The organism is Vibrio sp. Vb0349, assembly GCF_033338975.1.
In genome coordinates, this window is sequence record NZ_JAWOTS010000453.1 from 1 (window position 1) to 1,036 (window position 1,036).

At 48.0% G+C, this 1,036-nt stretch carries 1 protein-coding gene; it reads left to right on the forward strand.

Annotation, left to right across the window (positions count from 1 at the left end; translation table 11 throughout):
• The coding region (locus tag R7Q47_RS26535; protein ID WP_318090298.1) for an enoyl-CoA hydratase-related protein at positions 1-1,036 on the forward strand (1,036 nt) is incomplete at both ends.

The window sequence follows — 1,036 nt, forward strand, 5'->3', positions numbered from 1 at the left end:
TTGGAGGCATGTACCACAGCGAATGAAGCACAAGCATTGGCAAAACAAGGTCAAGAGTTGTTCCAACAACTGTCTGACTTACCTTACCCTGTGGTTGCGGCTATTCACGGCCCATGTTTGGGTGGCGGTTTAGAACTTGCGCTTGCATGTGATTACCGTGTTTGTACGGATTCCGATAAGACACGCTTAGGCTTACCAGAAGTTCAACTCGGTCTATTACCGGGTTCTGGCGGTACTCAGCGTTTGCCACGTTTGATTGGTCTGTTACCGTCATTGGACTTGATCCTGACGGGTAAACAGCTTCGCGCGAAGAAAGCCAAAAAACTGGGCGTTGTGGACGCGTGTGTCCCTGACACCATTTTGCTCGACGTAGCAAAACAGTTTATCGACAAAGGCAAGAACAAGGGCAAGAAAAAGCAATCGACGAAAGAGAAGTTGATGTCGGGCAGTGGGTTAGGTCGTAAGCTTGTTTTCGAACAAGCTGCGAAGAAAACCAACCAGAAGACCCGTGGCAACTATCCAGCAACGGTCGCGATTCTTGAAGTGATTCAACACGGTCTGGAAAAAGGCTTTGCACAAGGGCAAGAGCTTGAAGCGAAACGATTTGGTGAGCTTGTGATGAGCTCCGAATCGAAAGCATTGCGCTCTATCTTCTTCGCGACTACTGAAATGAAGAAGGAACACGGCACGGATGCACAGCCTGCAGCGGTGAAAAAAGTGGGTGTTCTTGGTGGCGGCTTAATGGGCGCTGGGATCAGTCATGTAACGGTAGCAAAAGCAAAAGTGCCTGTTCGAATCAAAGATGTGAGCAATGACGGTGTGTTGAATGCACTTAACTACAACTACAAGTTGTTTGAGAAGCAGCGCAAACGTCGCATCCTGTCGAAAGCCGATTTACAGGCGAAGATGTTGCAACTGTCAGGTGGCGTAGACTTTACAAGTTACAACCACATTGATGTTGTGATCGAAGCGGTTTTCGAAGACTTGGATCTAAAACAACAGATGGTTGCGGACATTGAAGCAAACGCAAAATCTG